Origin of the sequence: Allobosea sp. LjRoot90, assembly GCF_964254315.1 — a bacterium.
Taxonomy (GTDB): Bacteria; Pseudomonadota; Alphaproteobacteria; order Rhizobiales; family Beijerinckiaceae; genus Allobosea.
In genome coordinates this window covers 288,331-310,500 of record NZ_CAXUTF020000003.1, presented here as the reverse complement: position 1 = coordinate 310,500, position 22,170 = coordinate 288,331, and the positions used below count along the sequence as shown (strand labels likewise).

28 protein-coding genes are annotated in these 22,170 nt (G+C 65.9%); 17 read left to right on the top strand and 11 right to left on the bottom strand.

Features of this window, described 5'->3' with window-relative positions; all coding sequences use genetic code 11:
• The first annotated feature begins 438 nt into the window (after positions 1-438).
• Both ACSQ3M_RS13550 and ACSQ3M_RS13545 read left to right on the top strand, forming a co-directional pair.
• Positions 439-810, top strand: a complete 372-nt coding sequence (locus tag ACSQ3M_RS13550; RefSeq protein WP_436150603.1) for an ArsR/SmtB family transcription factor — start codon at positions 439-441, stop codon at positions 808-810.
• Positions 807-1,298 carry an SRPBCC family protein gene (locus ACSQ3M_RS13545; RefSeq protein WP_436150602.1) on the top strand — a complete coding sequence of 164 codons (492 nt, stop codon included), beginning with the start codon at positions 807-809 and terminating at the stop codon, positions 1,296-1,298. The genes ACSQ3M_RS13550 and ACSQ3M_RS13545 overlap by 4 nt, the downstream gene beginning before the upstream one ends.
• 336 nt (positions 1,299-1,634) lie before the next feature.
• Here ACSQ3M_RS13545 and ACSQ3M_RS13540 read toward each other — a convergent pair whose 3' ends face one another.
• From ACSQ3M_RS13540 to ACSQ3M_RS13530, 3 genes are all read right to left on the bottom strand, one after another.
• Positions 1,635-1,868 carry a hypothetical protein gene (locus ACSQ3M_RS13540; RefSeq protein ID WP_436150601.1) on the bottom strand — a complete coding sequence of 78 codons (234 nt, stop codon included), beginning with the start codon at positions 1,866-1,868 and terminating at the stop codon, positions 1,635-1,637.
• A gap of 136 nt (positions 1,869-2,004) precedes the next feature.
• A complete protein-coding gene (locus tag ACSQ3M_RS13535; RefSeq protein WP_057190805.1) occupies positions 2,005-2,214 on the bottom strand; it encodes a cold-shock protein in 210 nt (69 codons plus the stop codon).
• 345 nt (positions 2,215-2,559) lie between these two features.
• Positions 2,560-3,459 (bottom strand): DMT family transporter, encoded by a 900-nt coding sequence (locus ACSQ3M_RS13530; RefSeq protein WP_436150600.1) that lies wholly within the window; start codon positions 3,457-3,459, stop codon positions 2,560-2,562.
• Between the two features lie 92 nt (positions 3,460-3,551).
• Here ACSQ3M_RS13530 and ACSQ3M_RS13525 point away from each other — a divergent pair, with 92 nt between their 5' ends.
• Both ACSQ3M_RS13525 and ACSQ3M_RS13520 read left to right on the top strand, forming a co-directional pair.
• Positions 3,552-4,487 (top strand): LysR substrate-binding domain-containing protein, encoded by a 936-nt coding sequence (locus tag ACSQ3M_RS13525; RefSeq protein WP_436150599.1) that lies wholly within the window; start codon positions 3,552-3,554, stop codon positions 4,485-4,487.
• 187 nt (positions 4,488-4,674) lie between these two features.
• The gene (locus tag ACSQ3M_RS13520; RefSeq protein ID WP_436150598.1) at positions 4,675-5,148 is read left to right on the top strand and encodes a VOC family protein; all 474 of its coding nucleotides are present in this window, start codon (positions 4,675-4,677) and stop codon (positions 5,146-5,148) included.
• A gap of 10 nt (positions 5,149-5,158) precedes the next feature.
• Here the strand turns inward: ACSQ3M_RS13520 and ACSQ3M_RS13515 are convergent, their stop codons facing one another.
• The 3 genes from ACSQ3M_RS13515 to carA form a co-directional block, all read right to left on the bottom strand.
• Positions 5,159-5,956, bottom strand: a complete 798-nt coding sequence (locus tag ACSQ3M_RS13515; protein WP_436150597.1) for a prephenate dehydrogenase/arogenate dehydrogenase family protein — start codon at positions 5,954-5,956, stop codon at positions 5,159-5,161.
• A 176-nt stretch (positions 5,957-6,132) separates the two neighbouring features.
• Positions 6,133-6,459 carry an NIPSNAP family protein gene (locus ACSQ3M_RS13510; RefSeq protein WP_436150596.1) on the bottom strand — a complete coding sequence of 109 codons (327 nt, stop codon included), beginning with the start codon at positions 6,457-6,459 and terminating at the stop codon, positions 6,133-6,135.
• A 14-nt stretch (positions 6,460-6,473) separates the two neighbouring features.
• The gene (gene carA / locus ACSQ3M_RS13505) at positions 6,474-7,694 is read right to left on the bottom strand and encodes a glutamine-hydrolyzing carbamoyl-phosphate synthase small subunit (RefSeq protein ID WP_436150595.1); all 1,221 of its coding nucleotides are present in this window, start codon (positions 7,692-7,694) and stop codon (positions 6,474-6,476) included.
• 133 nt (positions 7,695-7,827) lie between these two features.
• Between carA and ACSQ3M_RS13500 the strand changes: the two genes are divergently transcribed.
• The 7 genes from ACSQ3M_RS13500 (at position 7,828) to ACSQ3M_RS13470 (ending at position 14,446) form a co-directional block, all read left to right on the top strand.
• Complete coding sequence (locus ACSQ3M_RS13500) at positions 7,828-8,289, top strand: GatB/YqeY domain-containing protein (protein ID WP_436150594.1); 462 nt, start codon at positions 7,828-7,830, stop codon at positions 8,287-8,289.
• Positions 8,290-8,348: 59 nt separating this feature from the next.
• Positions 8,349-8,846: a hypothetical protein gene (locus ACSQ3M_RS13495; protein WP_436150593.1), complete on the top strand. Its 498-nt coding sequence runs from the start codon at positions 8,349-8,351 to the stop codon at positions 8,844-8,846.
• A 159-nt stretch (positions 8,847-9,005) separates the two neighbouring features.
• Positions 9,006-10,898, top strand: coding sequence for a DNA primase (gene dnaG / locus ACSQ3M_RS13490; protein WP_436150592.1), 1,893 nt, complete (start codon positions 9,006-9,008; stop codon positions 10,896-10,898).
• 194 nt (positions 10,899-11,092) lie between these two features.
• A complete protein-coding gene (rpoD, locus tag ACSQ3M_RS13485) occupies positions 11,093-13,114 on the top strand; it encodes an RNA polymerase sigma factor RpoD (RefSeq protein ID WP_436150591.1) in 2,022 nt (673 codons plus the stop codon).
• A 43-nt stretch (positions 13,115-13,157) separates the two neighbouring features.
• Positions 13,158-14,033 (top strand): DUF817 domain-containing protein, encoded by an 876-nt coding sequence (locus tag ACSQ3M_RS13480; protein WP_436150590.1) that lies wholly within the window; start codon positions 13,158-13,160, stop codon positions 14,031-14,033.
• Positions 14,033-14,209 carry a hypothetical protein gene (locus ACSQ3M_RS13475; protein WP_436150589.1) on the top strand — a complete coding sequence of 59 codons (177 nt, stop codon included), beginning with the start codon at positions 14,033-14,035 and terminating at the stop codon, positions 14,207-14,209. The genes ACSQ3M_RS13480 and ACSQ3M_RS13475 overlap by 1 nt, the downstream gene beginning before the upstream one ends.
• Positions 14,210-14,215: 6 nt before the next feature.
• Entirely contained in the window at positions 14,216-14,446 is a 231-nt protein-coding gene (locus tag ACSQ3M_RS13470; RefSeq protein WP_436150588.1) for a DUF2809 domain-containing protein, read from the top strand.
• A 59-nt stretch (positions 14,447-14,505) separates the two neighbouring features.
• On the opposite strand, the gene gcvA is transcribed toward ACSQ3M_RS13470, so the two are convergent.
• Positions 14,506-15,396 (bottom strand): transcriptional regulator GcvA, encoded by an 891-nt coding sequence (gene gcvA, locus ACSQ3M_RS13465; protein WP_436150587.1) that lies wholly within the window; start codon positions 15,394-15,396, stop codon positions 14,506-14,508.
• Positions 15,397-15,684: 288 nt separating this feature from the next.
• On the opposite strand from gcvA, the gene ACSQ3M_RS13460 reads away from it, so the two are divergent.
• Entirely contained in the window at positions 15,685-16,872 is a 1,188-nt protein-coding gene (locus tag ACSQ3M_RS13460) for an aminotransferase class V-fold PLP-dependent enzyme (protein WP_436150586.1), read from the top strand.
• A 17-nt stretch (positions 16,873-16,889) separates the two neighbouring features.
• On the opposite strand, the gene ACSQ3M_RS13455 is transcribed toward ACSQ3M_RS13460, so the two are convergent.
• Entirely contained in the window at positions 16,890-17,135 is a 246-nt protein-coding gene (locus ACSQ3M_RS13455) for a DUF2798 domain-containing protein (protein WP_436150585.1), read from the bottom strand.
• 227 nt (positions 17,136-17,362) lie between these two features.
• Between ACSQ3M_RS13455 and ACSQ3M_RS13450 the strand changes: the two genes are divergently transcribed.
• The 3 genes from ACSQ3M_RS13450 (at position 17,363) to ACSQ3M_RS13440 (ending at position 18,732) form a co-directional block, all read left to right on the top strand.
• Entirely contained in the window at positions 17,363-17,632 is a 270-nt protein-coding gene (locus ACSQ3M_RS13450; RefSeq protein WP_436150584.1) for a hypothetical protein, read from the top strand.
• 63 nt (positions 17,633-17,695) lie between these two features.
• Positions 17,696-18,307 (top strand): LysE family translocator, encoded by a 612-nt coding sequence (locus ACSQ3M_RS13445; protein ID WP_436150583.1) that lies wholly within the window; start codon positions 17,696-17,698, stop codon positions 18,305-18,307.
• Complete coding sequence (locus tag ACSQ3M_RS13440; protein WP_436150582.1) at positions 18,307-18,732, top strand: secondary thiamine-phosphate synthase enzyme YjbQ; 426 nt, start codon at positions 18,307-18,309, stop codon at positions 18,730-18,732. Before ACSQ3M_RS13445 ends, ACSQ3M_RS13440 begins: the two co-directional genes overlap by 1 nt.
• Before the next feature lie 4 nt (positions 18,733-18,736).
• Here the strand turns inward: ACSQ3M_RS13440 and ACSQ3M_RS13435 are convergent, their stop codons facing one another.
• From ACSQ3M_RS13435 to ACSQ3M_RS13425, 3 genes are all read right to left on the bottom strand, one after another.
• Positions 18,737-19,300, bottom strand: a complete 564-nt coding sequence (locus ACSQ3M_RS13435) for a TetR/AcrR family transcriptional regulator (RefSeq protein ID WP_436150581.1) — start codon at positions 19,298-19,300, stop codon at positions 18,737-18,739.
• Positions 19,297-19,668, bottom strand: coding sequence for a hypothetical protein (locus ACSQ3M_RS13430; RefSeq protein ID WP_436150580.1), 372 nt, complete (start codon positions 19,666-19,668; stop codon positions 19,297-19,299). The genes ACSQ3M_RS13435 and ACSQ3M_RS13430 overlap by 4 nt, the downstream gene beginning before the upstream one ends.
• 151 nt (positions 19,669-19,819) lie before the next feature.
• Positions 19,820-20,134, bottom strand: a complete 315-nt coding sequence (locus ACSQ3M_RS13425; RefSeq protein WP_436150579.1) for a hypothetical protein — start codon at positions 20,132-20,134, stop codon at positions 19,820-19,822.
• 259 nt (positions 20,135-20,393) lie between these two features.
• Here ACSQ3M_RS13425 and ACSQ3M_RS13420 point away from each other — a divergent pair, with 259 nt between their 5' ends.
• Together ACSQ3M_RS13420 and ACSQ3M_RS13415 are read left to right on the top strand one after the other, a co-directional pair.
• Positions 20,394-20,681 (top strand): HlyU family transcriptional regulator, encoded by a 288-nt coding sequence (locus ACSQ3M_RS13420; RefSeq protein ID WP_436150961.1) that lies wholly within the window; start codon positions 20,394-20,396, stop codon positions 20,679-20,681.
• Positions 20,682-20,954: 273 nt separating this feature from the next.
• The gene (locus tag ACSQ3M_RS13415) at positions 20,955-22,169 is read left to right on the top strand and encodes an EAL domain-containing protein (RefSeq protein ID WP_436150578.1); all 1,215 of its coding nucleotides are present in this window, start codon (positions 20,955-20,957) and stop codon (positions 22,167-22,169) included.
• Position 22,170: the final 1 nt, after the last annotated feature.

Here is a 22,170-nt window from a genome sequence, read left to right as displayed (position 1 = left end):
GCGGAGCATGCTCGTTCAGGCTCGCAAGGCCCTTTCGCCACAAACACCGCTCTCCCGCCCGGCCTCATGATGCCTCGCGAAGCCCCCTCGGTTCGGGCGGGACGGGGAGAAGCATAAGTCAGGTTTTGGGGGCGGGGATTGATTGGAGAGTTATCCCCGCTGACGACGCGCTGCGCGTGATGGAGGAGCGCCGGGAACCCTTCTCCCGTGTGGGAGAAGGGCAGGGATGAGGGCCTGCACTATCCGCAGAAAGTGCAACGGTGCCGTCGCGCTTCAATGATCAACGGCGGTCCCTCACCCCTGCCCCTCTCCCATCCGGGAGAGGGGTTTTCCGTCGCGGTAACCATGCCCCAATACTAAGGAATTGACCTAAGTATTGAGTCCACCTATCACTGCCTCGCGCAGATTGCTGCGCAGCCGTCGGCAGGGAGGAAGGCCGTGACACCGCAAATCGGCGCCCGCACGCAGCATGCGCCCCATCCCGTCGTCGTGGACCAGGTCTTCCGGGCCTTGTCCGATCCGACGCGGCGGCATGTGCTGGAGCGCCTGACCGCGCGGCCGGCTTCGGTGAGCGAGCTCGCCGCGCCCTATGCCATGGCCCTGCCGTCCTTCGTCGAGCACCTGAAGGTGCTCGAGACGAGCGGTCTCGTGCGCTCGCACAAGACCGGGCGCGTCAGGACCTACGAGCTGGCCACTGACCAGTTGAAGCTCGCCGAGGATTGGCTCGGGCGCCAGCGCAACCTCTGGGAGCGCCGCCTCGACCGGTTCGACGCCTATGTCATGACCCTGAAGGAAGAGGAGAGCAAATGACTTTGCCTGCGATCACGATCAATCCCGAGCTAGACCTGCTGCTCGAACGCAAGCTCGACGTCCCGGTCGAACTCGTCTGGCGTGCCTGGACGACGCCGGAACATCTGCGCAACTGGTTCGCGCCCAAGCCGTGGGCGATCACCGCCTTGGACCTCGACCTGCGTCCCGGCGGCGCGATCAACTTCACCATGCGCTCGCCCGAGGGCCAGGAGTTCGCCAACACCCAGTGCTATCTCGAGGTGAAGCCGCTGGAGCGGCTGGTCATGACCGACACGCTGCTCGGCGGTTATCGGCCTTCGCCGAACCCGTTCTTCACCGCCATCCTGGACCTCGCCAGGGACGGCAACGGCACGCATTATCGGGCCGTGGCCATCCATGGCAGCGATGCCAGCCGCAAGCAGCACGAAGAGATGGGCTTCCACGAGGGCTGGGGAACGGTCGTCAGCCAGATGGTAGAATACATCAAGGCCGGGCGCCTCCAGTCCTGACAGGCGCGCGCTCCGATCGATCCTGAGGGCGGCGCCGTGGCGCCGTCCTCGCCCGTCAGCGCTTCGCGTCGCCTTCTTCCCCGTAGGGAAGGGAAACCCGCTCAACCCGGCAACGATTGGTCGGCCGCACTCACAAGCCTCGCCGGCTTACCGCCGCGAGGGGTTGAGGCAGAACGCCGTCCGAGGGAGGGCGCGGGGCTAAAGCGGCGTCGCAGTCGATGGCTGCGTGCCGAATGTCGATGTCGAATTGTCGAAGCAGCGCCACTGGCCACTGCCCGCGCGACGGCAGCATTGAAAGCGGGGATACTCGCCACGGGGCGAGCGGCCGGCTTGCGGTCAGGCGCGGACGATCTTGCGGCGTGCCTTGGGCTTGGCAGGCGCCAGGGCCTGCGCCTCGCGCTCCAGCGCTTCCTTCTGCAGCCGCAATTGCCGCAGCTTCGCGGTGTTCGCATCGCGGGCCTGGGCGATGCTGTCAGCCTCGGAGATGATCCGGTTGCGGGCGAGCGACTGGGTCTGGACCTTCAGGAAATTGTTGTCGGCATTGGTGCGCTGCTTTGAATGTTCAGCCAAGATGGCCTCCCGTTAGTTTCGATGGTCAGGTCAGGCACATAAAAAAAGGCCAAGCATACGCTTGGCCTTCCCTTGGAAGTCATTCCAGTCAGTGGTGCCGGTACATCCATGGTCACCGCGACGAATGACGTCCGGATCACGCAGCCTGAAGCTGCTCGGCGGCCATCTTGCCCGACTTGTTGTCGCGAGCGACCTCGAAGCTGATCTTCTGGCCTTCCTGCAGATCGCGCATTCCAGCGCGCTCGACAGCGGAGATGTGGACGAAGACGTCCTGGCTGCCGTCGTCAGGCTGAATGAAGCCGAAGCCCTTGGTGGAATTGAACCATTTCACTGTGCCGGTGGCCATTGAAGAACCCTCCTATTGGCAATACCTGTCGTCCGCCATGCGACTGCTCGGCGGATTCAGAACGATTTCGAAAGGGGGGAGTTCATCAGAAGCGCGCCGAAGCACGAAAATAAAACCGACCGTCCAAGCAAATATCGACGAAAACACGCTACGATTTTCGAGGTGAGATGTCAATCATCACTCTTGTTCTTCATTTCAACCGTGTCGGATTCGGGGTCTGAACTCGGGTTTTTAGTGAATGAAGACCAGATTTTAGACCCGAGTTCAGTGAAGTTTCGCAGTATCGTCTGCTTCTTTATTTTTCATAGAGCCGGGTGCGGCAAAGCGGGTGAGCGGGCTTGCGCCTCAGCGCTTCAGGTTGACGATCACCACGCCGGCCAGCGCCATCGCGCCGCCGATCAGGCCGAGCGTCGTTGGGATCTCGCCGAGCCAAAGGAAACTGATCAGCATCGCGGCCGGCGGCACGCAGTACTGGAAGTTGGAGGCGCGGGCGGCCGGCAGGCGCGAGAGGGTGATCGCCCAGGTGCCGTAGGCGACGACGCTCGAGACCAAAGCAAGCCAGATCACGGACCAGATCGCCTGTGCCGGAGCAGCCGGCAATTGCTCCAGCGCTGCGGGCAGGAAGGGCGTGAGGGCGAGGCCGCCGAGCGCCATGTTCCAGGCCGCGACGGTGAGCGGCTTGTGACGGGCGAAGAGTGGCTTCTGCACCACGGTCGAGACCGAGTTGCACAGGGCAGCGCCGAGGATCAGCAGGACGCTGACGCCGATGTTGAGGTCGAGCCCGTTGCCGAGCGCGATCACGCCGATGCCGGCGAAGGCGATTGCTGTGCCGAGCCAGGCGATCAGGCTGAAGCGCTCGTTCAGGACCAGCATGGCGAGCGCCGCCGTCATGATCGGGTTGGTGTTGATGATGAAGCTCGCGGCGCCCGCCGGGACGACGCGCTGGCCGAGATTGAGGAAAATCGCATAGAGCGCGATGAAGACGATGCCGCCGGTGAGGAAGCGCCAGATGTCGGCGCGCTCGGGCAGCTTCGGACGCATCACGATCAGGAAGAGCGCTGCGAACACGCCGGCAATGGCGAACCGCAGTGCCGCGAGTTCGAGCGCGCCGAAGCCGGCAAGGCCGGCCCGGATCGCTGGGAAGGAGGAGGCCCAGGCGATGACGGTGAAGGGGATGGTGAAGAGCAGCATGGCATCGAGGGTGGAGCCGGGCCGGGTGGGCGCGGCGGGGGCGGCGGTGGTCATGGTGGCCTCACAGGGGCGAATGACAGTTCGCTCCCGATAGACGCCCCGGGGAGCTGATTGACAAACGAGTAATTCGATGGCGAGCTGTGAGCATGGATCACAGCTCGCCGCTTCCACCGCTCGACACGCTGCGCGCCTTCGAGGCCGCTGCCCGCTCAGGCAGCTTCTCGGCCGCGGCCGAGTCGTTGAACCTCACCCATGGCGCGATCTCGCGGCAGGTCGCCAAGCTGGAGCATTGGCTAGGCTTGCGCGTCTTCGAGCGCCAGGCGCGCGGGGTTGCGCTGACGCCGGAGGGGCAGCGCCTGTTCCAGCGCACGCAGGAGGCCTTCCTCGTCTTCGCCGACTCATCCGACCGCTGGAGCGAGCCGCGCGGGACGGCGGTGGTGCGCTTCAGCGCGACGCCTTCCGTCTGCTCGCTCTGGCTGATGCCGCGCTGGCAGCGCCTCGAGAGCGGCGATCCCGCCGTACGGATCATGCTGCAGGTCGACCATCGCAAGGTCGACCTTGAAGAAGAGGGCATCGACCTCGCCATTCGCTGCGGCCGCGGCGGCACGCCGGGGCGGGTCTCGGTGCAGCTGTTCGAGGAATGGTGCTACCCGATCGCCTCGCCGGAGCTGGCCAGGGCGATCGGCGACGGCAAGCCTGAGCGCTTCCTCGACCAGCCGCTGATCCATGATTCGGATGCTGCCGGCTGGCGCGCCTGGTTCAATGCGCAGGGGCTCGACTTCCGCCCGCGCCAGCAGGATCGGCGCTTCGAGGACTACAATCTCGTGCTCGACGCCGCCGCATCCGGACTCGGCGTCGCATTGGCACGTCCACCCTTGGCGCAGGCGCAGGTCGATGCCGGGCGGATCGCCAGGGTCGACGCCCGTACCGCGCTCAACCCGGTCTCCTACTGGCTCGACCGGCCGATGGGCCAGCCGCGCCCGGCGGCGGTGGCGCTGGCGACGCGCATTGCAGGGGAGGCCGAGCTGCCGGTGGGCAAGCTCGCGACCTTCCTCAGGCAGGAGGCCAAGGCGGCGGCTTAGGGCAGGTTCTTCTCAAAGCTCGGGAAGTCCAGGCGCGCTGAAATCGGTCTCCGGCGCGCCGAAGTCGCGTCGCCGCGGGCGAAGGGGAGTCGGCCCGGGTGAGGACATGCGCTCGGCTACCTGACATGGACAGACAATGGCTGGGGGTATCGGACTGGCATCCGGCTCAAGATCGAAGGGAAAAACCATGGCAAAGAACACGATTTGCGTCTGGTACGACAAGGATGCGGAGGCTGCCGCCCGCTTCTACGCCGAGATCTTTCCCGACAGCGCGGTGACGGCCGTCCACCGCGCACCCAGCGACTATCCATCCGGCAAGGCGGGCGACGTGCTGACGGTCGACTTCACGGTCGCCGGCGTCGCTTGCCTCGGCCTCAACGGCGGTCCGGCCTTCAAGCAGACCGAAGCCTTCTCGTTCCAGATCGCCACCGATGATCAGGCTGAGACCGACCGCTACTGGAACGCCATCGTCGGCAATGGCGGCCAGGAGAGCGCGTGCGGCTGGTGCAAGGACAAATGGGGCGTCTCCTGGCAGATCACGCCGCGCGTGCTGACCGAGGCGCTGGCGGCTGGCGGCAATGAGGCAAAGCGCGCCTTCGAGGCGATGATGGGCATGACGAAGATCGACGTCGCCGCGATCGAGGCGGCGCGGCGCGGCTGAGCAGCAGGCTCTAGCCTGGCTGCAGCGCCTCGCTTCTCGCCTCCTCCCGCACCTGCCGCCGGTCGTCGTCGAGATGCGCCCGCATCTCCTCGGCCAGGGCGAAGAAGCGATCGCGCACCGGCCTTGCATGCGGGTTGGCTTGTTCGATCGCCATGAAGACGCCGGGACTGTCATGGCGCACCATCTCGGTGGCGCGCATCAGGAGGTCGAAGCTCGCCGTGGTCATGCGCCGCGGCAGCGGCTCCATCCTGACCAGGATCTTGGCGATGAGATGGGTGAGGCCCTGGACCAGCGCCGCCTCGCGATCATGCGCCTCCGGTGTCGTTATGATGACTTTGAGGCCGAGCGTCCGGCGCAGGAAGGCGGCGATGCGCCAGGCGCTGGGGCCACGGATCGGGCAGATCGCGATCTTGAGGCCGGCGATGCCGTCGCGCCCGCTCTGGGGACCGAAAAGCGGATGGGTGCCGACGATCTCGACGTGATCCGGCAACTCGGCGAGCATGGTCGCAGCCGGGCCGATCTTGACCGAGCCGACATCGACGACGATCGCCCCGGCGCGCAAATGCGGCCTTAATGTCGCGATGGCCTCGGAGAGGGCCGCGACCGGCACGGCGAGAATGACGATGTCGCAGGCGGCGATCTCGGCCGGTGCGGCGGCGATGATGCCGCCAGCGGCTGTATCGGCGGGCAGCGCCGGGTCGAAGGCGAGCAGGCGGCAATGCGGCCTGAGATGGCGGGCGATCAGGCGGCCGAAGGCGCCGAAGCCCATCAGGCCGACGGAGGGATTGGTCTTGTTCGGGGTAAGCATCGCGTTGTCCTCGGGGAGGGCCGCGATGCCGGGTGACTGCCTGATTTCAACCGCCAGCGCGGCGGTTGAGCATGGGAGTGCGACCGCCTTCTATGAGGACGGCGCGTAATAGTTGCGGGCGAGCAGACAGGCAAAAGTCATGGCGCGCTTAGAGCGCTGGCGCGCCTGCCTGTCAATCACAGCGGCGGGGAATAGTCGGTCGGCACCATCACGCGATCCTCGATCGCGCCGACGAGATCGCCATGCTCGATGACGCTGATGCGCTTGATCTCGAGCCATTCCGGATCCGCCATGAAGCTCGTCCAGCACGCCGTCTTGGTCTCGAGGTCGGGCCAGGCGAGGAGATAGGCGAACTCGGTGCGGCCGGCGCTCCTGGTCTCCCACATCGCCAGGATGCGGAAGCCGTGGCGGGCCATGATCCGGCTGGCATGATCGCGGAAGCGGGCGTGGAACGCCGCCTTGTTGCGCTCGAAGATTTCGTTGATGCGCAACTGGTGGATCATGCCGAACTCCTTTGTCAGGCGGCCTTCTTCGCCTTCTCGGCTTCCATCAGTTCGACGAAGCGGGCGAAGAGGTAGTGGCTGTCCTGCGGGCCGGGCGAGGCTTCCGGGTGGTGCTGGACGCTGAAGGCCGGTCGGTCGGTCAGCGCAATGCCGCAGTTCGAACCGTCGAAGAGCGAGACATGGGTCTCGGTCGCATTCGCCGGCAGCGTGGCGGGGTCGACGGCGAAGCCGTGGTTCATCGAGACGATCTCGACCTTGCCGGTAGTCTTGTCCTGGACCGGATGATTGGCGCCGTGATGGCCCTGCTTCATCTTCATGGTCTGGCCGCCGATGGCGAGCGCCAGCATCTGATGGCCGAGGCAGATGCCGAAGGTCGGGATCTTCCTGTCCAGCAGCTCCCTGATCACCGGCACGGCGTATTCGCCGGTCGCGGCCGGGTCGCCCGGGCCGTTCGACAGGAAGACGCCGTCGGGATTGAGCGCGAGGATGTCCTTGGCGCTGGCGGTCGAGGGCACGACCTCGACCTCGCAGCCGGCCTTGGCCAGCAAACGCAGGATGTTGCGCTTGACGCCGTAGTCGATGGCGACGACGCGATGCGCCGCGCTCTCGCGCTTGCCGTAGCCGCGCGGCCACTGCCAGGGCGTCTCATCCCAGTCATAGCGCTGGGTCGCGGCGACGAGCGGGACGAGGTCGAGCCCGGCCATGTCGGGCAGGGCGGCGGCCTCTTTCTTCAGACGCTCGATCTCGAAATTGCCGGCCGGGTCATGGGCGATGACCGCATTGGGCATGCCGTTCTCGCGGATCAGCGTGGTCAGTGCCCGGGTGTCGACGCCGCAGATGCCGACGATGTTGCGGGCCTTGAGCCAGGCATCGAGATGCTTGGCCGCGCGCCAGTTCGAGGGCTGCGTCACCTCGGCATGCAGCACGATGCCGCGCACGCCGGAGGAGGCGGCGGCATTGACCGTCTCGGTGTCCTCTTCGTTGACGCCGACATTGCCGATATGCGGGAAGGTGAAGGTGATGATTTGCCCTGCATAGGACGGGTCGGTCAGGATCTCCTGATACCCGGTCATCGCCGTGTTGAAGCAGACCTCGCCGGGAGCCTGGGCGATGGCCCCGAGGCCGAAGCCTTCGAGCACCGTGCCGTCGGCGAGCACCAGCACCGCGGTCGCGCGCGGTTCAACCCAGCCCTCTTGCCAGCCTTGCGCGGCGGGGTTTCCTTCATGAGCGGTCATGTCTATGTCTCGTCCAGGCCGCTGGAAGCTGCGGCAAGCGTGAAGGCTGCGCGCAACGGCGCTGCCGGTCTGGAGCGCGAGCCTTAATCAGGCGCCCGCGCTCCGTCAATGAACGAAGAAGGTTTGCAACATCATGTCCACTCTGCGTGAGCAGTTCACCGCCGACCTGAAGACCGCGATGAAGGCCGGCGAGAAGGGCAAGGTCTCGACCATCCGCCTGGTCCAGGCGGCGCTGAAGGACAAGGACATCGAGGCGCGCGGGGCTGGCAAGGGCGAGGCGACGCCGGACGAGATTCTCGCGCTGCTGCAGAAGATGATCAAGCAGCGCCAGGAATCGATCGCGATCTACGACGCCAACAGCCGGCCGGAACTGGCCGACGGCGAGCGCGCCGAGGTCGCGGTGATTTCCGCCTATCTGCCGAAGCAGATGAGCGACGAGGAGATCAAGGGGGCGATCGAGGAGGTCATTGCCGAAACCGGCGCGGCTTCCGTCAAGGACATGGGCAAGGTCATCGGCGCCCTCCGCGGCGCCTATGCCGGTCAGATGGATTTCGCCAAGGTCTCACCTATGGTAAAGCAGCTGCTGGGCGGCTGACCAGCGGGCGGCAGTTTCGCCATATCGACGGGGCAGCGCTTCGGCAAAGGAGGCTTCCGATGTCGAAACAGGTGATCGTTGTCCTGGTGCTCGGCCTCGCCTTGCCAGGCCCGGCAGCCCTCGCTCAGTCGCAGGGCTGGAGCACCGGCTATCAGATGGGCACGTCCTATGCCGGGGTGAGCGGCGCCGACGGGACGCGGCTCACTTTCTATTGCGGGGATGCGGCGGCTGCTCGCGCCAACCCGGCGATTGCCGGCGGCCCCTATCTGATGGCGGTTCTGCCAAAGACACAGCTCAAGGAGGCCCTGCCGTCGGCGATCGAGATCGTAGCCGACGGCAGGGCGACGCGCGTGCCGGTCAAGGCCCAGTCAGGCATCGACGAGGTCGAACTGACCTGGACACCTGACGGCAGCTTTGGTGTCGCACAGATGAGCCCGGTGGTGGCGAGCCTGCGCGAGGCGAAGCGGATTGAATTGCGCGCCGCCGAGGCCTCGGTCCTGCTACCGACGGAGGGCGTCGCGACGGCCCTGGCGGACGATCCGCTGCGCTGTCCGTGAGCAGCCTGGGCGTTGCCGCCGCATTCCGACAGTCGGGCGCGCTCCTGCCTCGCTTCGCCAGCATGGCTGGCTATCACGCGCTGTGGATTGCGCCAATAATCGGGGGAGCGCTGCGATCGGCGATTGGCACAAGCTCTCCGCATCGCCAGATAGGAAGTCATGAAGTTCCCGCCCTCCGTCCTTGAGGAGATCAAGGCGCGGCTGCCAGTCTCGGCGGTCGTGGGCAAACGTGTGCGCCTCGCCAAGGCGGGCCGCGAATGGAAGGGGCTCTCGCCCTTCAACGCCGAGAAGACACCGTCCTTCTTCGTCAACGATCAGAAGGGCTCGTTCTTCGATTTCTCCTCCGGCAAGAACGGCGACATCTTCAAGTTCGTGATGGAGACCGAGGGGCTCTCCTTCCCGGAGGCGGTCGAGAAGCTCGCTTCGGAAGCCGGCGTTATCTTGCCGAAAGTCTCCGTCGAAGCGCAGGTACAGGAAGAGAAGCGCAAGGGGCTGCACGAGGTCGTCGAGCTTGCGGCGCGCTTCTTCGAGGCCGAATTGCAATCCGAGCGCGGCGGGCTGGCGCGGCGCTACCTGTCGGGGCGCGGGCTGGAAGCGCCGGCGCGCCAGCTCTTCCGCATGGGCTACGCGCCGCCCGACCGATTCGCGCTGCGCGACCACCTCGCGGGCAAGGGCGTCGGCGCGGATGCGATGATGGAGACCGGGCTCCTGGTGCATGGCGAGGAGATCGCTGTGCCCTATGATCGCTTCCGCGACCGGGTCATGTTCCCGATCCACGATGCGCGCGGCCGCGTCGTCGCCTTCGGCGGCCGGGCGATGAGCGCCGATGTCCCCGCGAAATATCTGAATTCGCCGGAGACGCCGCTCTTCCACAAGGGCGGGCTGCTGTTCAATCATCACAATGCCCGGAAAGCTGCGCACGACACCGGCCAGGTGATCGTGGTCGAGGGCTATGTCGACGTCATCGCCATGACGCTCGCCGGCTTCCCGCAGGTGGTGGCGCCGCTCGGCACGGCGCTGACCGAGGATCAGCTGGCGCTGCTCTGGCGCATGGCGGGCGAGCCGGTGATCTGCCTCGACGGCGACAAGGCCGGCCGCAAGGCGGCGGGGCGGGCGATCGACCTCGCCTTGCCAATGCTCGAGCCGGGACGCTCGCTCTCCTTCGCGCTGCTGCCGGAGGGACAGGACCCCGACGATCTCGCCCGCTCCGGCGGCAAGCCAGCGGTCGCCGAGGTGATCGGGTCGGCGAAACCGCTGGTCGACATGCTCTGGGCCCGCGAATTCGAGGCGAGCCAGCTCGATACGCCCGAGCGGCGCGCCGCCTTCGAGCGCAGGCTGAAGGAGCCGCTCGGCCTGATCCGCGACGAGGCGACGCGCCGACATTATCGCCGCGAGATCGACGAGCGGCTCGGTCAGCTCTTCGCCCCGCCACCACAGCAGGAGCGCTTCGAAGGGCGCCGGCAGGGCGGATTCGGCGGCAATGCGCGCGGCGGACGCGGTTTTCCGCGCGGCCCAGAGAGGCAGCCGCTGTCGCAGGTGCGCGCGAGTCTGCAGCTCACCAACTCGCCGCTGATGCAGCGCCGGCATGGCGAAAATCCCCGCGAGGCCTTTATCCTGCTGGCGCTGGCGAGCCATGCGGATCTGGTCATGCGCTGCGTCGACGAGATCGCCGAGCTCGCGCTCGACGGGTTGGCGGCCGAGCGTTTCCGCCAGGCGCTGCTCGAAGCGGCCTTCGACGGCAGCTTCGACCAGGAGGCGTTCGGGCGCAGGTTGGAGCAGACCCGGGTGGCGGAGGCGAGGGCGGCGCTGCTCGCCGTCACCCAGCCGGCCGAGCGGCTGAAGCTCTTGCAAACGGCTGATCTAGAATCGGTTTTTGATTCGATTCGTCAGGCTCTCGTCTTGCATCATCGCGCACGAACGCTACATAGCGAGCTGAAGGCAGCCGAACGCGCATTGGCTGACGAACCAACAGAAGCCAATTTCGCCTGGATGAAGGACGTCAAGGCCCGCCTCGAAGCAGTCGAGGGGACCGAGGCTAATCCCGAGGACTGACCAGGCTGGGTGCTTTGCTCGTTCGTCGGCAGATCCGGGGTGACTTTCGAGATGGTGCACGATTCATCAACGATGGTCGGCGCTATCTGTGACGGATGAGTAGGTTGGGGTGCGCGGCAGCAACGGCAGCCGCGGCGCCCTTTTCTGCGTCGGAGCGGCAGCATCCGACGCGCAAGATGGCGGAGCGCTGATTTATGGCGACCAAAGTGAGCGAGCGGGACAAGTCCGAAGCGGGTTCCCCCGAAGCGCCCCCGAGCACGGACAGCCCCCTGCTGGATCTCACCGATCAGGCCGTCAAGCGGATGATCAAGCTCGCCAAGAAGCGCGGCTATGTCACCTATGACGAATTGAACGAGGTTCTGCCGTCGGAGGAGTTCTCCTCCGAGCAGATCGAGGACGTGCTCGGCCAGCTCAGCGAGCAGGGCATCAACGTCGTCGACAACGAGGACCCGGAAGCTGCCGGCGAGGAGCGGGCGGCCCGCGGCAAGGAAGGCGAAGAGGACGAGCCCGAGGGCGGCGACATCGTCGAGACCCAGCGCTCGGCGCTGCCGGTCGAGACCAAGCGCAATCTCGAGCCGACCGAGCGCACCGACGATCCGGTGCGGATGTATCTGCGCGAGATGGGCTCGGTCGAGCTGCTCTCGCGCGAGGGCGAAATCGCGATCGCCAAGCGCATCGAGGCCGGCCGCGAGGCGATGATCGCGGGGCTCTGCGAGAGCCCGCTGACCTTCCAGGCGATCATCATCTGGCGCGACGAATTGATGGAGGGCAAGGTCCTCCTGCGCGACATCATCGACCTCGAAGCGACCTATGCCGGCCCCGACGGCAAGAACCCGGAGCAGCTGCCGGGTGAGGGCGAAGGAGAGGGCGAGGGTGGTGAAGTGGCTCCTGCCTTCGGCGCCGAAGGCGAGCCGCCGCCGGATAGCGACGACGATGACATCGAGAACAATGTCTCGCTCTCGGCCATGGAAGCCGAGCTGAAGCCGCGCGTGCTCGAGACCTTCGACTCGATCGCCAGCAACTACACCAAGCTGCGCCGCCTGCAGGACCAGGACATCGCCAACCGGCTGGAGAACACCAAGCTCTCGCCGTCGCAGGACCGCAAATACAAGAAGCTGAAGGACGACATCATCACCGCGGTGAAGTCGCTCTCGCTCAACAACAACCGCATCGAGGCGCTGGTCGAGCAGCTCTACGACATCAACAAGCGCTTGATCTCGCACGAGACCCGCCTGCTGCGCCTGGCCGAGAGCTATGGCGTCGGCCGCGAGGACTTCCTGAAGCAGCATATCGGCGCCGAGCTTGATCCGAAGTGGCTGCTGCGCGTCTCCAAGCTCGGCTCGCGCGGCTGGAAGGAATTCGTCGCGCAGGAGAAGGAGCGCATCCGCGAGCTGCGCGAGGACGTCCATACCCTGGCGTCTGAGACCGGCCTGGAGATCCAGGAGTTCCGCAAGATCGTGCTGATGGTCCAGAAGGGCGAGCGCGAGGCCAGGCAGGCCAAGAAGGAGATGATCGAGGCGAACCTGCGTCTCGTGATCTCGATCGCCAAGAAGTACACGAACCGCGGCCTGCAGTTCCTCGACCTGATCCAGGAAGGCAACATCGGCCTGATGAAGGCGGTCGACAAGTTCGAGTACCGCCGCGGCTACAAGTTCTCGACCTACGCGACATGGTGGATCCGGCAGGCGATCACCCGCTCGATCGCCGACCAGGCCCGCACCATCCGTATCCCGGTGCACATGATCGAGACGATCAACAAGATCGTCCGGACCTCGCGCCAGATGCTGCACGAGATCGGCCGCGAGCCGACCCCGGAGGAGCTGGCCGAGAAGTTGGCCATGCCGCTGGAAAAGGTCCGCAAGGTCCTGAAGATCGCCAAGGAGCCGATCTCGCTGGAGACCCCGATCGGCGACGAGGAAGATTCGCACCTCGGCGACTTCATCGAGGACAAGAACGCGATCCTGCCGATCGACGCGGCGATCCAGTCGAACCTGCGCGAGACCACCACGCGCGTGCTCGCCTCGCTCACCCCGCGCGAGGAGCGCGTGCTGCGTATGCGCTTCGGCATCGGCATGAACACCGACCACACCCTCGAAGAGGTCGGCCAGCAGTTCAGCGTCACCCGCGAGCGCATCCGGCAGATCGAGGCGAAGGCGCTGCGCAAGCTCAAGCACCCGAGCCGCAGCCGGAAGCTCAGGAGCTTCCTGGACAACTGATCGCCCGGCTTTTGACCTCGGGGCACGCATGGAAAATCCCGGAATGCGTGCCTCCGGGGCCAGCGCCGCCGCTATCTGGCCGCCGCTCGCTCGTTTCATCGATCTCGAAGATCGCCTCGGCGAGCGCATGGCCGGCCGCCCGGTCATGGCGGGCTTCTACGAGTTCATCCGCTTCGGCATGAAGCAGGCCTGGGCCTGCCTGTTCGGCGGCATCGTCGTCTTCCTGCTGATCGCGACCTATCTCGTCTATCCGCGCGACGCTGCGTTGGCGCGCTACGATTTCCTGTTCCTCAGCATGGTCGCGGTCCAGGCCGGGCTGATCCTGACGCGGCTCGAGACGGCCGAGGAAGCCAAGGTCATCCTGATCTACCATGTCGTCGGCACGGCGATGGAGATCTTCAAGACGGCTGTCGGCTCGTGGATCTATCCGGAGCCGAGCTTCTTCCGGATCGGCGGCGTGCCGCTGTTCACCGGCTTCATGTACGCGTGCATCGGCAGCTATATCTGTCGGGCCTGGCGGCTGTTCGATTTCCGCTTCTCGAACCATCCGCCGCGCTGGGCCCTGATCGCGCTCAGCGTGCTGATCTATGTCAATTTCTTCATGCACCACTATGTGGTCGATATCCGTATCGGGCTCTTCCTGCTCGCCGGGGTTCTGTTTGCGCGGACGAAAATCTATTTCAAGGTCTGGCGCGTGCATCGCTCGATGCCGCTCCTGCTCGGGCTGCTGCTTGTCGCGCTGTTCATCTGGTTCTCGGAGAACATCGGCACCTTCACACGGACCTGGCTCTACCCCTCGCAATTGCAGGGCTGGTCGATGGTCTCGTTCGCCAAGCTCGGCTCGTGGTCGTTGTTGCTGATCATCAGCTACACGCTGGTGACGCTGGTCAACCGCCCGCAACCGCTCGACCGGCCATGATGGACACCCGGCTATCGCGGCGTGTCGTACTTGCGCTCGTTGCGATCGGCATCATCGCGATCGGCCTGACGACGCGCCTGCCGGGCCTGGGTTGGCCGCCCATCCTCGCGAAGTATCTCGGCTCCGCGCTCTGGGGCGCCATGGTCTATTGCCTCGCTGCGTTCCTGCGTCCGTAATGGCGCGTGACGTGGATCGCATTGCTGGCAGCGTGCGTCGCGGTGACTGTCGAGGCCAGCCAGCTCTGGCATGCGCCATGGCTGGACGCATTTCGGCAAACCCGCCTGGGCGTTCTGCTCCTTGGCCGCTTCTTCGCCTGGGCCGATATCGCGGCTTACCTTGTCGGGATCGGCGTCGCCGCCGTTAGCGACAGGTCACTGTCGCTGGCCGTGGATGCGCGTCGTTCCGAAGCATAGGGGTGGGATCCGAGGCCGTTTGCGGCAATCCGGTATCGCAGCGCTGCCTTGCGGACTTCTCAGTGTCCGGCGATTTCTTGCCTGAGCCAATCCGTGAACGCCATGGCTGCCAGACTCATCTCGGCACGGTTCGGCAGTACCACCCAGTAGCCAAGTCCTGGCGCGGTCGCAAAACCCGGCAAGGGCGCGACCAGCGCACCGCGACGCAGATAATCGGCGACCAGAAGGCTCCGGCCCATCGCAACCCCCTGACCGCCCAGGGCGGCCTGCAGGACGATGTTGTAGTCCGTCAGCTGCAGCCGGCTGGCTGCGGCGAGGTCGAGCGCGGCATGCCGGGACCAGGCCTCCCATTCGGTAGGGCGATGGCTGATGAGCAGGGTATGTCCGAGGATGTCGGCTGGGTTTGCGAGGGGCTGACGCGCCGCCAGCTCCGGGCTCAAGACCGGCATCAGCCTTTCGGTGGCGAGCAGCTCGCAGCGCAGGCCCGGCCATTCGCCGACGCCGTAGCGAATGGCGATATCCGCCTCTCCCGCAGCGAGATTGGCCTGATTCAACGTGGGGTCGAGGACGAGCTCGATCTGCGGATAAGCGGCCCGGAAATGGGCGAGATGAGAGACCAGCCAGTTTGCGGCGAAGGATGGTAGCAGGCTCACCCTCAATGTCTGGCGGGACGCTTGTGAGCGGACGTCGCGGGTTCCGTCGGCGACCAGCGCGAAGGCCCGCGAGATGCTGTCGAGATAGCGCGCGCCCGCTGCGGTCAATGCGATGCTGCGGCCCCGGCGCTCGAACAGCTCTGCTCCCAGAGCCTCTTCCAGCGTCCGGATATGGTGACTGACGGCACTCTGCGTGATCAGCAATTCCTCGCCGGCGCGACGGAAGCTCAGGAGGCGGCCGACAGCCTCGAAGGCGCGCAGCGCATGGAGCGGTGGCAGGACGGGTGAGGAACGCATGCCGTGAGGTCCCCAGCGATCGGATGCGAAGCCTTACATGAAGCCAGACTCATGAGCCAGATCGATCACAGAGCGCCGCCGTTCGAATTGGTCGGGCGGACGCAGCCCTGCCATCGTCGAGCTCGAAAGGGTTTCGACCATGGTGATCGCCGAACGCCTGCGGATGCTGAGGCGTACTCCGCCTGCCGCTGCCAACGACCTGTCTACGACGCGGGAAGGGGGTTGTCTGTCCTTGTGCGACCCCAGCTTCGAGATCGGGGCGATCGCCCAGCCGACGGAAATCGGCTGATGGGTTGCCTCGATGTCGAGATGCTGCGTGCCGCGACGCCGGGCTGCGCGACCAGTGTCCACTTCAACCACGCCGGCGCATCGCTGATCTCCGCTGCCACGCTCGCTGCGATCACCGAGCAACTGCGGCGCGAGGCAACGCTTGGCCCGCATGAGGCGGCCGTCGCTGTGCAGGGCAGGCTCGATCAGACACGGGCGGATGCGGCCCGGCTCCTGAACGCCACGGCTGGCGAAATTGCCTTCACCTCGAGCGGCTCGGCCGGCTGGGGGCTCGCCTTTGCGGCTCTGCCGCCGCTGCAGGCTGGTGATCGGATTCTGGTCGGGCGGCAGGAATGGGGCGGCAATCTCGCCACCATGCAGCGCGCGGCTGCTCGCGCCGGAGCGAAGATCGACGTCATCGCCTGCCGCGACGATGGTTCGGTCGATCCGGAGGCGCTCGCAGCGATGATCGACGAGCGTGTCCGCCTGGTCGCGCTGACCTGGCTGCCCGCCAATGGCGGCCTGATCAACGATGCAGCGGCGATTGGCCGGGTGACGCGTGCGGCGGGCATTCCCTATTTCGTGGATGCCGGCCAGGCGCTCGGCCAGATTCCGGTCGATGTCGAAGCGATTGGCTGCGACGTGCTCAAGGGAGCGGGCCGCAAGCATCTGCGCGGTCCGCGCGGGACTGCGATCCTCTATGTCCGCAGATCTTTCCAGGCGCGGCTCGACCCTGTGTTCTCGGACGTCCTGTCCGCGCCCTGGACAGGTGAGGGATCGGCGCCGCGCAGCGATGCGAGGATGTTCGAGACGAGCGAACACGCGGTCGCCCTGCTGCTGGGGCTCGGCGTCGCGCTCCATGAGGCGCTGGCGCTCGGCGTGCCCGCGATCCGGGACCAGATCGACCTGACCGCAAAGCAGTTGCGGGCCGAGCTTGCCGCCATCGACGGCGTCGCCATCCGTGATCTCGGGCAGCAACGGTCCGGGCTGGTTTCCTTCACCGTCGATGACCTCGACGTCAACGCGGTCAAGAACCGGCTTGCGAGCGCCGGGATCTCGGTCGGGGCGAACGGGCCCGCCTACACACCGTTCGACATGGAGGCACGCGGGCTCGCCGGCATCGTGCGTGCCTCCGTCAGCTATCTCACGAACGAGCAGGACATCGAGCGCCTGCTCGCCGCGGTCCACGATATCGCGCGGACGGGTTGAGCTCGCTCCGTCCCGGCTCAGCCTGCCGGCGCCACGAGCATCGCGGTGAGCCGGCGGGCCATCGGCAGCGCCAGCAGCAGCACCGGGAAGGCGATCAGCCAGGTCAGGCCCCAGGCACCGGGCCAGCTCTGCAGGAAGGCTGGCGTCGGCCCGAGCACGCGCAGCGTCGAGATGCCCGAGACGATCAGGGTCATCAGGCCGGAGAGGATCAACGGGGTGACGAGCGCGCCATAGCGCGCGGGCAATTTGCGGGAACGAGTCATGGGAACATCCGTGAGAACAGGCCGCGCCGTCATGGCCACATTGCATCCTGGCGGCGCTGAGCCGGGTGGATGCGTTGCCTGACGTGAGACGCTTACGGCCGCCCAAAGGGACGCGCGGCGCTCACCTAGGTCGGCGGCAAGCCGGAGGCAAGCAGAATCTGCTCAGTCCGCCACAGTTCTGCTAAGGTCACCGCGAGGATGGTGATATTCGCTCGAGAGGAACGTGCATGACCGGCATCCCTGATCCCGCCCAGATTGAAGCCGCCCAGGTGGCGGTGCAGGCGGAAGTCGAGAAGGAAGCGCAGAAGCAGTCGGGTTCGGTTGCCGATGCGCTCGGCAGTGCCGCCGACATCGCCGGCAACGTCATGTTCGAGGGTGTCGGCGAGGTGGTCGGCGCTGCGGTCGGGACCGTGGTCGAAGGCGTCGGCACCGTCGTCGTCGCGACCGGCGAAGCGGTCGTCACCGTGATCGGGGGCATCTTCGAGGGGCTGGGCTAGCAAGGCGCCCGCGACCGGGATATCGATGCGGCTCCGGCATCTTCGCAGGAAGTGGAGCAAGGCATGTCCCCCGAATTCCTGCTGACCTCGCTAATCATCGTCGCCTCGCCCGGGACGGGCGCGATCTACACCATCGCCGCCGGGCTGACACGCGGGGCCAAGGCCAGCGTGCTCGCCTCCTTCGCCTGCACACTCGGCATCGTGCCGCATCTGCTCGCCGCGATGATGGGCCTCGCGGCCTTGCTGCATGCGAGCGCGCTCGCCTTCGAGATCGTCAAATATGCGGGTGTCGCCTATCTGCTCTGGATGGCCTGGCAGACGCTGAAGGAGCAGGGCGCGCTCAGCGTCGAGACCAAGGCCGACAAGCGCTCGGCCTGGCGCGTGCTGGTCGACGGCATCGCGATCAATGTGCTGAACCCCAAGCTCTCGATCTTCTTCGTCGCCTTCCTGCCGCAGTTCATCGCCGCCAACGAGGCGAGTCCGATGGCGCGCATGCTTGAGCTCTCGGGCGTGTTCATGGCGATGACCTTCATCGTCTTCGCGCTCTACGGCCTGTTCGCCGCAGCGATGCGCGACAAGGTGGTGACGCGGCCCAAGGTCATGGCCTGGCTCAGGCGCACCTTCGCGGCGGCCTTCGTCGCGCTGGGCGCCAAGCTCGCCCTGACCGAGCGCTGATGGCGGGCAAGCAGATCCGCCTCGTCGTCGAAACGCGTGGGGCGGGACTTTACGAATTCACCGACGCCGTCGCCCGCTTCGTGCGCGAGGCGGCGGTCGATGCCGGCCTGCTGACGCTGTTCGTGCGTCATACCTCCTGCTCGCTGCTGATCCAGGAGAATGCCGATCCGGACGTCAGGCGCGATCTTGCCGCTTTCTTCGCCCGGCTCGTGCCGCCGGCGGACGATCCGTCGATGGCCTATCTGACCCATCGCGCCGAGGGGCCGGACGACATGCCGGCCCATATCAAGGCGGCGGTGCTGCCGGTGTCGCTCTCGATCCCGGTGAGCGGCAGCCGGCTCGCGCTCGGCGCCTGGCAGGGGATCTACCTGTTCGAGCACCGCACCAGCCCGCATCGGCGCGAGGTCGTGCTGCATCTCGCCTGAGCCGTCAGTCCTTCGCGGAGCGGACAAGCAGCCGCGTGAAGGAGCGATAGCATTCGTGCAGCTCGTCCGGCGACAGGCCGAGATCGAGCTGCTGGAAGCCGATGAAGGCGGCGTATTCGACGCGGGCGAGGGCAAGCACTTCCTCGGACGTGAAGCGCCCGCTCTCGCCATGGAGCCGGACCAGATAGCCGATGCGCTCGCGGTCGACCTCCGCACAAATCGAGGCGACCCCGGCATCGAGTTGGGCGAGGCGGCGCATGCCCTGCTCGACACGCATGTCGAGGGAAAGAGCCATCCGGTCGAGCGCGATCAGCCGATCCTGCGCCACTTCGCTCTTGTCGGCCTCCTGCATCAGGCGAAGCGTGTAGGTCTCGCGCCAATGCCCGGCGAGCGCGGAGAGATAGGCCTCGATCGCCGGAAAATGCGCGTAGAACGAGCCCTTGGTCTTGCCGGCGCGCCGGCAGAGCGCCTCGATCGTCAGCCCGGCCGGTCCTTGCTCAGCGAGCGCGGTTAGGCCGAGCGCGAGCCAGTCGCTCCGGCGGAAGCGAGGCGGGGGAGGGGATGTCACTGCCACAGGCCGATCGCGCCGCTGACGGCGGTCGCGGCGAACAGCGCCCATTGCGGGAAATGCGCGATCCGCAAGCGGAACAGGGCGACCATGGCGAGGCTCCAGAGGCAAAACAGCGCGGCGCCGGCCGTGGCGAAGAGGGCGAGGTCGCGGCTGCCCTGACCGGTCGCCGCGAGGCCGAAGGCGAGCGCCAGCGCGGCGAGCACAATCGTCACCAGATGCCAGCAATAGTACATCGTGAACTTTGGCACGGCGTGCAGCCGCTCGGTCGCCAGCAGCGGTGCGGCGACGTGCCTGCCACCGAGTATGAAGTGGATCAGCGTGGTAGCAGCCGCTAGGGCGGCGGCAAGGGCGAGCCAGATGTTCATGCTGATCTCCTAAATAGTACCATCCAGTATGGTATTATTCTGACGGGAAACGCAACCGCCCCGTCAGCGGGGAGGTGATGTGGGGAAAAGGGTGGCTGTCCCGCTCACGCTGGGAGCGTTGCGCCATCTGTCAGCGCAACCTGCCGAGCTCTCACCGCCCAGCATAGTGCTCGTACTCAGGCGACGGCTCCCAGGACTGCCCGGTGGCGATCAGGCAGCTCACGCCATGCGGCAAGGTCGCGAACAGGGTGAAGGAGCCGTTCGGAGCGGCGAAGAGCTCGATCACGTTGCCGTTCGCGGCGAGGCCGTAGCCGATCCGGCGCTCGCCATAGAGTTCATGCAGTTGCGTCGTCGCCAGGCTGCGATCGGCACAGGCAAGACCGGCGGGAGCCTGCGCGCGGGCGTTGCCGGATAGAAGTGGCAATGCCAGCAAGAACGGCAGAAGAGATTTGAAGAAGCGCGTCATGGCTGCTCCTGCGACAGAGCGGGCCAAGAAAAGCGCGAAAGGTGGACGGGCCTCTATTCCGCCCTGTCTTCAAGAAACATGGTGATGCTGACGCCGTTTCGCCAGTGGCCCGTACCGCAGCAGACGCGCAAGCTCGTGCTGCGGGTCGCCATTGCCATTCTGCAGATCCGCGAGGGATGGCTTGGCTTCTTGGCTTCTTGGCCCCTTGGCCAAGCAGCCCCGATCTGCGCTATACAGCGCGGGTCAGACGGAGCCCGCCATGTCCTTTCTCAAATCCCTGTTCGGTCGCAAGGAAGCCAAGCCGGCCGGCCCTGCCGCGCCGCTGAAGAGTGCCGAGTACAAAGGCTTCACCATCCATGCGACGCCGTTCCCCGAGGGCGGGCAGCAGCAGCTCGCTGGCGTGATCGAGAAAGAAATCGACGGCGAGGTGAAGAGCCATCGCTTCATCCGGGCCGATCGGTTTCCGGGGGCCGATGAGGCCGCGGATTTCGCCATCGTCAAAGCCAGGCAGTTGATCGACGAGCAAGACGAACGCCTGTTCAAATAAGGGTTTACGATCATCTCTGTCGCATTCAGAGAAATGTTTCGCGTGGACATCCGTGTAAATCGATTAAAGTTTTTATATTCAAGTGAATATCGCTGTGCCCTTGGGACATTCAAAGAATTTGACTTGAATTATACCATTTCGATGAGGCGTTTCTCGATAACCCGGTTAAGTATTTTGGCTGCGCTGCCGCTGGGCGCTCCTGCCATTTAAAACTTTATTCGGTTTTTCCGGCTTTGATACCGTCATGTCGCCTGTCGGATCGAGACCGCTTGCATGCCTCCGAAGCCCCCCGGTAGCCAGAAACCGGACAAATCCCAGGATATGGGGCCCGGCTGCGGCAGCGATAGCTGGTTTCGCGAGCTCGTGGCGCGATTGCCGATCGCGCTCTACACGACCGATGCCGACGGGCGTGTGACCTATTTCAATCGGGCAGCTGCCCAACTCGTCGGACGCGAGCCGGAGCTCGGCCGCGATCGCTGGTGCATAAGCCACAAGCTGTTTCGGGCCGACGGTTCGCCCTTGCCGCTCGAAGATTGTCCAATGGCGATCGCGTTGCGCGAAGAACGCGAAGTGCGGGGCGTCGAGGCGCTGGCCGAGCGGCCCGATGGCAGCCGCGTGCGCATCATGCCGCTGCCGACGCCGCTCTACGATGCCGCGGGTAAACTCACCGGCGCGGTCAATGTGCTCGTCGACGTCGCGTCGGGGCCGCAGCCCGGTCCCGGTGTTGCGAGCGAGCGGCATGATCTCGCCGAAGACCTCGAGGCCGCGATCGCGCAGAAGCAGCTGCATTTGCACTACCAACCGGTCTTCTCGGCGGCGGGGGTTCTGACCGGCTTCGAGGCTCTGGCGCGCTGGGTGCATCCCGAGCGCGGCGTGGTCCCTCCCTCCGACTTCATTCCGGCGGCGGAGGAAAGCGGGCTGATCCTGCCGCTGGCGCGGGAACTGTTGTGCCAGGCCTGCACCGAGGCGGCGAGCTGGGAGAAGCCGCTGCGCATCGCCGTCAACGTCTCGCCGTTGCAGTTCCGTCACGGCGATCTGCCGGCGCTGATCGACGAAATCCTGGTCGAGACGGGCCTCGAGCCCGAGCGGCTCGAGCTCGAGATCACCGAAGGGGTGATGATCACCGATTTCGACCGGACCATGCTGGTGCTGCACCGGATCAAGGCGCTTGGCGTGCGCATCGCGCTCGACGATTTCGGCACGGGCTATTCCTCGCTCTCCTATCTGCACATGTTCCCGCTCTCGACGCTGAAGATCGATCGCAGCTTCGTCGCCAATCTCGGCGTCGCCTCGGAGGCGGCGGCGATCACGCGCGCGGTCATCGCGCTCGGTCATGCGCTCGACATCGAGGTGGTGGCGGAAGGCGTCGAGACGCGCGAGCAGCTCGACTTCCTGATCGACGAGGGCTGCAACTACATGCAGGGCTATATGCTGGGCCGCCCGCTCCCGGCCGAGCAATATGCCGACCTGACCGGGCGCAAGGGCTGAA

What these genes read in the sequence shown, in the direction of transcription:
- rpoD (WP_436150591.1), top strand. Translation starts at nt 11,093, where the DNA reads ATGGCGACCAAAGTGAGCGAGCGGGACAAGTCCGAAGCGGGTTCCCCC.
- ACSQ3M_RS13520 (WP_436150598.1), top strand. Translation starts at nt 4,675, where the DNA reads ATGGCAAAGAACACGATTTGCGTCTGGTACGACAAGGATGCGGAGGCT.
- ACSQ3M_RS13450 (WP_436150584.1), top strand. Translation starts at nt 17,363, where the DNA reads ATGACCGGCATCCCTGATCCCGCCCAGATTGAAGCCGCCCAGGTGGCG.
- ACSQ3M_RS13475 (WP_436150589.1), top strand. Translation starts at nt 14,033, where the DNA reads ATGGACACCCGGCTATCGCGGCGTGTCGTACTTGCGCTCGTTGCGATC.
- gcvA (WP_436150587.1), bottom strand. Translation starts at nt 15,396, where the DNA reads ATGCGTTCCTCACCCGTCCTGCCACCGCTCCATGCGCTGCGCGCCTTC.
- ACSQ3M_RS13500 (WP_436150594.1), top strand. Translation starts at nt 7,828, where the DNA reads ATGTCCACTCTGCGTGAGCAGTTCACCGCCGACCTGAAGACCGCGATG.
- ACSQ3M_RS13545 (WP_436150602.1), top strand. Translation starts at nt 807, where the DNA reads ATGACTTTGCCTGCGATCACGATCAATCCCGAGCTAGACCTGCTGCTC.
- ACSQ3M_RS13530 (WP_436150600.1), bottom strand. Translation starts at nt 3,459, where the DNA reads ATGACCACCGCCGCCCCCGCCGCGCCCACCCGGCCCGGCTCCACCCTC.
- carA (WP_436150595.1), bottom strand. Translation starts at nt 7,694, where the DNA reads ATGACCGCTCATGAAGGAAACCCCGCCGCGCAAGGCTGGCAAGAGGGC.
- dnaG (WP_436150592.1), top strand. Translation starts at nt 9,006, where the DNA reads ATGAAGTTCCCGCCCTCCGTCCTTGAGGAGATCAAGGCGCGGCTGCCA.
- ACSQ3M_RS13415 (WP_436150578.1), top strand. Translation starts at nt 20,955, where the DNA reads ATGCCTCCGAAGCCCCCCGGTAGCCAGAAACCGGACAAATCCCAGGAT.
- ACSQ3M_RS13460 (WP_436150586.1), top strand. Translation starts at nt 15,685, where the DNA reads ATGGGTTGCCTCGATGTCGAGATGCTGCGTGCCGCGACGCCGGGCTGC.
- ACSQ3M_RS13535 (WP_057190805.1), bottom strand. Translation starts at nt 2,214, where the DNA reads ATGGCCACCGGCACAGTGAAATGGTTCAATTCCACCAAGGGCTTCGGC.
- ACSQ3M_RS13430 (WP_436150580.1), bottom strand. Translation starts at nt 19,668, where the DNA reads ATGAACATCTGGCTCGCCCTTGCCGCCGCCCTAGCGGCTGCTACCACG.
- ACSQ3M_RS13480 (WP_436150590.1), top strand. Translation starts at nt 13,158, where the DNA reads ATGCGTGCCTCCGGGGCCAGCGCCGCCGCTATCTGGCCGCCGCTCGCT.
- ACSQ3M_RS13445 (WP_436150583.1), top strand. Translation starts at nt 17,696, where the DNA reads ATGTCCCCCGAATTCCTGCTGACCTCGCTAATCATCGTCGCCTCGCCC.
- ACSQ3M_RS13440 (WP_436150582.1), top strand. Translation starts at nt 18,307, where the DNA reads ATGGCGGGCAAGCAGATCCGCCTCGTCGTCGAAACGCGTGGGGCGGGA.
- ACSQ3M_RS13510 (WP_436150596.1), bottom strand. Translation starts at nt 6,459, where the DNA reads ATGATCCACCAGTTGCGCATCAACGAAATCTTCGAGCGCAACAAGGCG.
- ACSQ3M_RS13495 (WP_436150593.1), top strand. Translation starts at nt 8,349, where the DNA reads ATGTCGAAACAGGTGATCGTTGTCCTGGTGCTCGGCCTCGCCTTGCCA.
- ACSQ3M_RS13525 (WP_436150599.1), top strand. Translation starts at nt 3,552, where the DNA reads ATGGATCACAGCTCGCCGCTTCCACCGCTCGACACGCTGCGCGCCTTC.
- ACSQ3M_RS13455 (WP_436150585.1), bottom strand. Translation starts at nt 17,135, where the DNA reads ATGACTCGTTCCCGCAAATTGCCCGCGCGCTATGGCGCGCTCGTCACC.
- ACSQ3M_RS13425 (WP_436150579.1), bottom strand. Translation starts at nt 20,134, where the DNA reads ATGACGCGCTTCTTCAAATCTCTTCTGCCGTTCTTGCTGGCATTGCCA.
- ACSQ3M_RS13515 (WP_436150597.1), bottom strand. Translation starts at nt 5,956, where the DNA reads ATGCTTACCCCGAACAAGACCAATCCCTCCGTCGGCCTGATGGGCTTC.
- ACSQ3M_RS13420 (WP_436150961.1), top strand. Translation starts at nt 20,394, where the DNA reads ATGTCCTTTCTCAAATCCCTGTTCGGTCGCAAGGAAGCCAAGCCGGCC.